Origin of the sequence: Dorea sp. 210702-DFI.3.17 (genome assembly GCF_020560825.1) — a bacterium.
GTDB lineage: Bacteria > Bacillota > Clostridia > Lachnospirales > Lachnospiraceae > Dorea > Dorea formicigenerans.
Genome location: NZ_JAJCNB010000062.1, coordinates 1 through 5,069, shown reverse-complemented (window position 1 = coordinate 5,069; position 5,069 = coordinate 1). Strand labels below are relative to the sequence as shown.

Below are 5,069 nucleotides of genomic sequence, written 5' to 3'. Positions count from 1 at the left end.
AAATATAGAGTTTTCAAGGTACAAGTCCCATTTTGGGTATGGGAAGTCTTTATTACTTATTATAAGAATCAGCCGTGGGCATTTTCAGATACATTACTGATGGGATTCTTCTGTGAGCTTGACGGATCGGATCAGGTGAAATTAGATGAAAATGAACTGGCACTTGCCGAATGGTTCGAACGGAATCAGATTCCGGTAGAGCCGGACGACATCAGTTTGACTAACGAGATGATGATGGCGTTTCGTGACGGATATACAATATAAAGAAAATGGGAAGCTGACATTAATGTTGGCTTCCCATTTCACTCAATGTCTGGAAAAACTCCAGATCTTCCTGTTTTAATTTTAAATTCGTACAGTAATTCTTCCCTTCAGGAGTTGTGACATTGATTTCCACAAGGGTTCCTTCTTCCAGTGCATTTCCAACGACGGCTTTTAAGAAAAGTGGAAACTTCGGATGATTGTTGCGGAAACGATCCATGCTGCTTTTTAACTTCTGGAGCATTGCAATCTGATTAAAATTCATAAATATTTTAAAATCTCCTTTGTTTTTATGATGTTTCATTATACAATAGAAAAAATGTGGTTTCAATACCAAACTATGAGGAGGACTTAAGATGAGTGAGAGGAAGATCATTCAGGTTGAGGACAAGGTGCCATTTAAGCTGCTCTTGCCGCTCAGCATTCAGCACATGTTTGCCATGTTCGGCGCATCTGTGCTTGTACCGTTCATTTTCGGGATCAATCCGGCAATTGTGTTATTTATGAACGGTGTGGGAACTTTGATTTTTATGACAGTGACCAAGGGGAAGGCGCCGGCATACTTAGGTTCCAGCTTTGCATTTCTTGCACCGGCAGGAATCGTTATTAGTAAAATGGGTTATTCCTATGCCCTGGGAGGATTCGTGGCAGTCGGTTTCTGCGGTTGTATTCTTTCTTTTATTATTTATAAATGTGGAACAGAATGGATTGACGTGGTTCTGCCGCCTGCAGCTATGGGACCAGTCGTTGCTTTGATCGGACTGGAGTTATCCGGCTCTGCAGCAAGCAATGCGGGACTTCTTTGCGACAAGCTGGATATGAAAAATGTAATTGTATTTTTAGTGACACTTGGTGTTGCGATATTTGGAAATATTTTATTCCGTGGCTTTTTATCTGTAATCCCAATCCTGATTGCAGTTATTGCAGGATATGTGGCAGCGTTCTGTCTTGGAATCTTAGATTTCTCACAGGTAGCAGCAGCTTCCTGGTTCGCCCTGCCAAACTTCCAACCTGCAAAGTTTGATATGGGAGCAATTCTTATGATCCTTCCGGTATTACTCGTTATTACCTCAGAGCATATCGGACATCAGGTTGTGACCGGCAAGATTATCGGACGGGATCTGTTAAAGGATCCGGGGCTTCACAGATCTCTGTTTGGAGATAACTTTTCAACGATGCTTTCCGGTCTGATCGGTTCCGTCCCGACAACGACTTACGGTGAGAATATCGGAGTTATGGCAGTGACAAAGGTATATAGCGTGCGCGTTATTGCAGGGGCAGCAGTGCTTTCCATTATCTGTTCCTTTGTCGGGAAGTTGTCTATGCTGATCCAGACGATTCCAGGACCGGTCATCGGAGGAATCTCCTTCCTTTTGTATGGAATGATAGGAGCTTCCGGAATTAGGATTCTTGTAGACGCGCAGGTAGACTATGGTAAATCCAGAAACCTGACACTGACAAGTGTTGTGTTTGTAACAGGACTTTCCGGTATTGCAGTAAACTTTGGGGATGTACAGCTTACGGGAATGGTACTGGCGTGTGTAGTTGCCATGATCCTGAGTCTGATCTTTTATATACTGGATAAGTTAAAACTTACGAACGATCGTGATTAAAGACTTAAGGGGAATCGCAGCGCAGTCGCTGGAAAAGATTGATGTAAATATAAAAAAGCCTTGATTTTTAGGGCTTGTGGTGCTATACTTTGAAATAGTAACATAGGAATCGGCAGAAGAGTGGACGTAAGTTCACTCTTCTTTGTTGCATGGGTGTGTAAAAAGACAAGAAGTCTTTGACACAGTAAGGAGGAAATTAGAACATTGTCAAAAAGAGAAATTTATGAGCAGAAGACGGAAGAAATCCTGAATCCAATCATGGAGGAACTGGAATTTGAACTGGTAGATGTCGAGTATGTAAAAGAAGGCAGTATGTGGTATCTGCGGGCTTACATTGACAAACCGGGCGGAATTACAGTGAATGACTGCGAAGCTGTAAGCCGCAGATTATCAGATATTTTAGATGAAAAAGATTTTATTGAAGATTCTTATGTTCTGGAGGTCAGCTCTCCTGGACTTGGAAGACCTCTGAAGAAGGAGAAAGATTATAAACGTAATCTTGGTAAAGAAGTTGAGATACGTACCTACCGTATGGTTGACAAGAAGAAAGAATTCACAGGACTTCTTGACAGCTATGACTATGAGGCAGGAACAGTTACGATAGAACTGGAAGATGGAACTAGGAAGACATTTGAAAAAGGCGATATTGCGCTTATTCGCCTGGCGTTCGATTTTTAGATTAGGAGGAGAATTACTATGAACACAGAATTATTAGAAGCGTTAAATATGTTGGAAAAAGAAAAAGAAATTAGCAAAGAGACTCTGTTAGATGCAATTGAGAATTCCCTGTTAAATGCATGTAAGAATCATTTTGGTAAAGCAGATAACATCAAAGTTATTATGGATCATGATACTTGTGATTACCAGCTTTTTGCAGAGAAGACAGTTGTTGAGACTGTAGAAGATCCGCTTGAGCAGATCAGTCTTGACGAGGCAAGCCAGTTAGATGGACATTATGACCTCGGTGATATCGTTCGTGTTCCAATCGAATCCAAATCATTTGGACGTATTGCAACACAGAATGCAAAGAACCTGATCCTTCAGAAAATCCGCGAGGAAGAGCGGAAAGTTGTATATGATCAGTATTTTGAGAAAGAGAAGGATATCGTGACAGGTATCGTTCAGCGTTATGTAGGTAAGAATGTAAGTATCAACCTTGGAAAAGCAGATGCTATGCTGACAGAGAATGAGCAGGTTAAAGGTGAAGTATTCAAGCCAACAGAGCGCATCAAGCTCTATCTTGTAGAAGTAAAGAATACAACAAAAGGACCGAAGATTCTTGTATCACGTACACATCCGGAACTTGTAAAGAGACTGTTCGAGTCTGAGGTTACAGAGGTAAGAGACGGAATCGTAGAGATTAAGAGTATTGCAAGAGAGGCCGGAAGCAGAACAAAGATTGCGGTATGGTCTAATGATCCGGATGTAGATCCGGTCGGAGCATGCGTTGGTATGAACGGAGCCAGAGTCAATGCGATCGTGAATGAACTTCGCGGCGAGAAGATTGATATCATCAACTGGAGCGATAATCCGGCAATCCTGATCGAGAATGCGTTAAGCCCTGCAAAAGTTATTTCTGTTATGGCTGATCCGGATGAGAAGAAAGCAAGCGTTATTGTACCGGATTATCAGCTTTCCCTTGCAATCGGTAAAGAGGGACAGAATGCAAGACTGGCAGCAAGACTGACTGGATATAAGATCGATATCAAGAGCGAGACACAGGCAATTGAGTCCGGTGAGCTTCCAGAGAACTATATGGAACTGGGCGAAGGTGTGTACGAAGAAGATGTTTATGATGAGAATGAAGAATATCCAGAGGACGCAGATGTAGAAGTAGATACAGAAGCGGAAAATGAAACAGAAGCTAATGTTCAGCCGGAAGAAGACGGTGAGGAGGCGTAAGAATCTCATTGGGAGCAAATAAAAAGATTCCTATGCGTCAGTGTGTGGGATGTCAGGAAATGAAGAATAAAAAAGAAATGATCCGTGTGATCCGTACCAGTGAAGGAGAATTTCTGTTAGATGCGACCGGACGCAAAAATGGACGGGGTGCATACATTTGTCCAAATCAGGAATGTCTGAAAAAGGCAGTGAAAAGTAAGGGCCTTGAGAGATCTTTTAAGCAGGCAATTCCGCAGGAAGTGTATGAGTCTTTGGAAAAGGAGATGACAGAGCTTGAAACCAGATAAGATCTTATCACTCGTCGGGCTTGCAACGCGGGCAGGTAAGACAGCCAGCGGAGAGTTCTGTACAGAAAAGGAAGTAAAGACAGGAAGAGCAGCGCTTGTTATTGTGGCAGGAGATGCTTCCGAAAATACAAAGAAAAAGTTCCGGGATATGTGTGAATTTTATGAAGTGCCAATCTATTTTTATAAAGATAAAGATACCTTGGGGCATGCAATGGGAAAGAAATTCCGGGCATCTCTTGCAATACTGGACGAAGGTTTTGCGAAGGAAATTATGAAGCAGATGAAGACAGAAGATAATACGGTTGCATAGAGGAGGTAGTGTATATGTCAAAAATCAAAATATATGAGTTAGCGAAAGAACTTGATAAGCCGAGCAAAGAGCTTATTGAGTTCCTGAATAAAAAGGATGTGGAAGCCAAGACACATATGAGTACCATCGACGAGGCAGAAGCAGATATGGTAAGAAAAGCATTTGCACCAAAGGCAGATGCCGAAAAAGCAGAAGAGGAAAAATCTGACGCACCAAAGAAGAAAAAAATCGTCCAGGTATTCCGCCCGCAGAACACCCAGAGTGGTGGAAGACAGGGTGGAAAGCGTCAGGGTCAGGGACGTGACGACAGACGCGATAACCGTTCTCAGACTGGACGTGATGATAAGAGAGATAACCGTTCAAACGGTGGAAATAAAAATGGAAAATCCCAGAATGGACGCAAAGAAGTAAGAGATGAAAGACCATCCCAGCCAATTCGTCCACGTCCGGACAGAATCCGTCAACAGGTTCAGCAGATGCATGAGGCAGAAGCAGCTGCAGCCGCGCAGAAGAAGAGACTGGAACAGGAGAAAAAAGAGCAGGAAAGAAAAGAAAACCGTTCTCAGGGAAATCGTGATAACCGCGACGAAAGACGAGATAATCGTGGACGTGATGACAGAAGAGATGACAGACGCGATAACCGTAATCAGGGCGGACGTGATGACAGACGTGATAATCGTGGACGTGATGACAGAC

The 5,069-nt window shown here is 42.8% G+C and carries 7 protein-coding genes and 1 pseudogene; 7 read left to right on the top strand and 1 reads right to left on the bottom strand.

Going from position 1 to position 5,069, the window contains the following annotated elements; translation table 11 throughout:
- A pseudogene (locus tag LI149_RS14785) lies at positions 1–264 on the top strand (hypothetical protein); the annotation flags it as partial.
- Positions 265–283: 19 nt separating this feature from the next.
- On the opposite strand, the gene LI149_RS14780 reads toward LI149_RS14785, so the two are convergent.
- Positions 284–526 (bottom strand): hypothetical protein, encoded by a 243-nt coding sequence (locus LI149_RS14780; RefSeq protein ID WP_040015294.1) that lies wholly within the window; start codon positions 524–526, stop codon positions 284–286.
- 91 nt (positions 527–617) lie between these two features.
- Between LI149_RS14780 and uraA the strand changes: the two genes are divergently transcribed.
- The 6 genes from uraA to LI149_RS14750 all read left to right on the top strand — a co-directional run.
- Positions 618–1,874: a uracil permease gene (gene uraA, locus LI149_RS14775; protein WP_117980368.1), complete on the top strand. Its 1,257-nt coding sequence runs from the start codon at positions 618–620 to the stop codon at positions 1,872–1,874.
- Positions 1,875–2,078: 204 nt separating this feature from the next.
- Complete coding sequence (rimP, locus tag LI149_RS14770; protein WP_227143589.1) at positions 2,079–2,552, top strand: ribosome maturation factor RimP; 474 nt, start codon at positions 2,079–2,081, stop codon at positions 2,550–2,552.
- Positions 2,553–2,570: 18 nt separating this feature from the next.
- Complete coding sequence (nusA, locus tag LI149_RS14765) at positions 2,571–3,776, top strand: transcription termination factor NusA (RefSeq protein ID WP_227143588.1); 1,206 nt, start codon at positions 2,571–2,573, stop codon at positions 3,774–3,776.
- Positions 3,777–3,808: 32 nt separating this feature from the next.
- Positions 3,809–4,063 (top strand): RNase P modulator RnpM, encoded by a 255-nt coding sequence (gene rnpM, locus LI149_RS14760; protein WP_005331053.1) that lies wholly within the window; start codon positions 3,809–3,811, stop codon positions 4,061–4,063.
- A complete protein-coding gene (locus LI149_RS14755; RefSeq protein ID WP_227078204.1) occupies positions 4,050–4,373 on the top strand; it encodes a ribosomal L7Ae/L30e/S12e/Gadd45 family protein in 324 nt (107 codons plus the stop codon). Before rnpM ends, LI149_RS14755 begins: the two co-directional genes overlap by 14 nt.
- A gap of 14 nt (positions 4,374–4,387) precedes the next feature.
- Positions 4,388–5,069: translation initiation factor IF-2 N-terminal domain-containing protein (locus LI149_RS14750; protein WP_227143587.1), on the top strand; the 682-nt coding region annotated here is incomplete at its 3' end.